The 3,765-nt window shown below is 74.0% G+C and carries 1 protein-coding gene; it reads right to left on the reverse strand.

The genetic code is table 11. The annotated features are described in order from the left end of the window. On the reverse strand, positions 1-3,765 hold a 3,765-nt coding region (locus Acy02nite_RS45755), incomplete at both ends, for a type I polyketide synthase (protein WP_203756496.1).

Raw genomic sequence — 3,765 nt, forward strand, 5'->3', positions numbered from 1 at the left:
AGCCGTGTCGACGGTGACCGCCGGACCCTCCAGCCCGAACGTGTACGAGATCCGGCCGGACATCACCGACGACGCCGTACCGGTGAGCAGGTGCCCCTCGATGCCCTCGGCGGACTCGACCGGGCCGGTGCCGTAACCCATGGCGGTCGCGCCGACGAAGACCCCCACCGGCTGACCGGCGATGCCCATCGGGTCGACGCCACCGCGCTCGAGCGCCTCCCACGAGGTCTCCAGCAGCAGCCGCTGCTGCGGGTCCATGGCGAGGGCCTCACGTGGCGAGATGCCGAACAGGCCGGCGTCGAAGCCGCCCGCGCCGTAGAGGAAGCCACCACCCCGGGCGTAGAACGTGCCCGGGTGATCCGGGTCCGGATGGTAAAGGCGGCCGAGGTCCCACCCGCGGTCGGCCGGGAACGCGCCGATGCCGTCGCCGCCGGAGGACACCAGATCCCAGTACTGCTCGGGGGTCTCCACGCCGCCGGGCAGCCGCAGGCCCATGCCGACGATCACGATGGGATCGTCGGACGTGGCCACGATCGCGTCGGCTGCCGCCGGGGCCGCCGGTGCCGTCTCCGGCATCAGCCGGGTCAGCGCGAACGCGGCGAGCCGGCCGGTGCTCGGGTAGTCGAAGACCAGCGTGGCCGGCAGCGCGAGACCGAATGCGGCCTGCAGGCGGTTGCGCAGCTCGACCGCGGTGAGCGAGTCGAAGCCGAGCTCCTTGAACGGGCGGGACGGCTCGATCACCTCCGTGGAGGCGTGACCGAGAACGGCGGCCACGTGCGTACGCACCACGTCGGTGAGCAGCGGGACGCGATCGGCGGCGGCCATACCGGCGAGGCGCTGGGCGAACGCGGAGACCTCGGTGCCGATGGGCGCCGGGGCCTCGACGGCCCGGGCGGCGGGCAGGTCGGCGAAGAACGGCCGGGCCCGGGTGGCGGTGAAGGCCGGCAGGAAGTCGTTCCAGCGTACGTCCGCGATGGTGATCTGGTCCTCACCGGCACCGACGGCACCGGCCAGCGCGGCCAGCGCCCGCTGCGGGTCGATCGGGGTGAGCCCGCGCCGTTTCAGCAGCGCGGCGACCTCGGGATCGGCGGCCATGCCGGCCCGCGCCCACGGGCCCCAGGCAATCGCGGTCCCGGCGAGCCCGCGAGCGCGGCGTCCGGCCACGACGGCGTCCAGGGCGGCGTTGGCGGCGGAGTAGGCGCCCTGGCCGGCGCTGCCCCAGATCCCGGAGATCGAGGAGAAGACGACGAACGTGGCGTCGCCGGCGAACTCGTCGAGATGCCGGGCGCCGTCCACCTTGGCGGCGAGCACGCGGTGAAGGTGGCCGGCGTCGGCGTCGACCAGGTCGGCGTCCTCGGCCACGCCGGCCGCGTGCACGACCGCGTCCACCGGCCCGACCAGGTCGAACAAGGCTTCGACGGCGGTCCGGTCGGTGAGGTCGCAGGCGTGGACCTCCGCGTTGGGCAGATCCGTCTCGCCACCACGCCGGGAGACGAGGATCAGTCGCCCGGCGCCGTTGTCGGCGGCCCAGCGGGCCACCTGGGACCCGAGGCCGCCGGTGCCACCGGCGATCAGGACGGTGCCGCGCGGCTGCCACGCCTCACCACCGGCCGGGGCGTCCGCCAGCCGGCGGACCAGGACCCCGCCCGGGCGTACGGCGATCTGGTCCTCCGCGCCCAGGGCGCCGGCCAGGATCGCGGCGAGTCGTGCACCGGTTCGCGCGTCCAGGGATTCCGGCAGGTCGATGAGCCCGCGCCAGGTCTTCGGGTGTTCGAGACCGGCGACGCGGCCGAGCCCCCACTTGGCGGCCTCCATGACGTCCGGGACGCCGTCGGCCCGTCCGGTCGTGACACCGCCCGCGGTCAGGATCCAGGTGGGCCGGTCGGCCGCGCGAACCAGGTCGGGCAGGCCGTCGAGCGGCACGGAGGGCAGGACCAGGACGCCGTCGGCCGCGATGTCCGGGAGGCTCTCGACCGTGGTGGCGACGGTAGTGATGCCCGTGCCGGCGAGCGCGTCGGCCAGGCCGGTGCCGTCGTCGCCGATCAGGGCCCAGATGCCGGTCGGGGTGCTGGCGGGAAGGTCGGCGGGCTTCCAGGTGACCCGGTGGCGCCACGAGTCGATCAGCGAGCGGTCACGGCCGCGGGCCCGCCATGCCGCAAGCGCCGGGAGCAGCGGTTCCAGGGTGGTCAGCGGAACACCGAGGCGGGTGGCCAGGGCGGCGGGGTCGTTGCGGTCGACCGGTTCCCAGAAGGTGTCGTCGGCCGCCGTGATCCGCGGTGCGGTGCGGGTGCGCAGCCAGTAGCGCCGGCGCTGGAAGGCGTAGGTGGGCAGGTCGGCGGGCTCCACACCGACGAACAGTGCGGTCCAGTCCACGTCGGTGCCGGCGACGAACAGGTTCGCCAGGGCGGTCAGGGCGGTGGTGACCTCGTCACGCCCGCGGCGTAGCAGCGGCACCGCGTCGTCGACCATGGCCGACAGCACCGCGTCCGGGCCCAGCTCCACGAACCGCACGCCGTCACCGGCCTGCGCGACCGCGTCGGCGAAACGCACGGTGTCGCGCACGTGCGCCACCCAGTAGGCCGGATCCGACCAGCGCCCGTGACCGGGCGCGAACGTCAACCCGCTGACCACCGCGCGGAACTCATCGAGCATCGGCTCCATCAACCGCGAGTGGAACGCGTGCGAGGTCCGCAACCGGATCGTCTTCCAGCTGCTCTGCTCGACCGCGGCGACATCTGCCTCGTGACCGGAAACGACCACGGCTGTCGGGCCGTTGACCGCCGCGATGTCCACGTCCGGGAACGCCGCGCGCACGTCGGCCTCGGACGCCTGCACGGCCAGCATCACGCCGCCGGGCGGGAGCGCCTGCATCAGCCGGCCGCGGGCGGTCACCAGCGTTGCGGCGTCGGCCGGCGACATGACACCGGACACGTGCGCGGCCGCGATCTCACCGATCGAGTGACCGACCAGCACGTCCGGGCGCACACCCCAGCTGTCCAGCAGCGCGTGCAACGCCACCTCGACGGCGAAGATCGCCGGCTGGGCGTAACCGGTCCGATGAATCAACTCCTCATCTGCCAGCACCACGCTCAACGGCCGATCCAGGTGCTGGTCGACGTGCAGCGCGACCCGGTCGAACGCCTCGGCGAACACCGGGAACGTCTCGTAGAGGCCGCGGCCCATGCCGGCACGCTGCGAGCCCTGGCCGGTGAACAGGAAACCGAGCCGAGCCGGCGAGGCCACCCCACGCACCACGTCGTCGCCCAGCACAACCGCGCGGTGAGACAGCGCCGCCCGGCGGGCCGCGGCGGCACCCACCGCCATCGGATCGGCGTTGCCCAGCACTGCGAGGTGGCGGGTCCGAGCCTCCAGCGCCGCCTCACCGGCGCCGGAGAGCACCACCGGGACCACCGGCAACGCCGCCGGCTCTTCTTCGATGTCAGCGGCGGGCGGCTCTTCGATGATCACGTGCGCGTTGGTGCCGGACACCCCGAACGCGGACACACCGGCCCGGCGCGGCTTCTCCCCGGCCGGCCACGGCTGCGCGGTGCCGAGCAACGCGATCTCGCCCGCGGCCCAGTCCACGTGCGGCGACCTCTCGCCGGCGTGCAGCGTCGCCGGCAGCACCGAGTGCCGCATCGCCAGGACCATCTTGGCGATACCGGCGACCCCCGCCGCGGCCTGGGTGTGGCCGATGTTCGACTTCACCGAGCCCAGCCACAGCGGCGCCGACCGGTCCTGACCGTAGGTTGCCAGCAACGCCTG

Source organism: Actinoplanes cyaneus (genome assembly GCF_016862095.1).
GTDB classification, from domain to species: domain Bacteria; phylum Actinomycetota; class Actinomycetes; order Mycobacteriales; family Micromonosporaceae; genus Actinoplanes; species Actinoplanes cyaneus.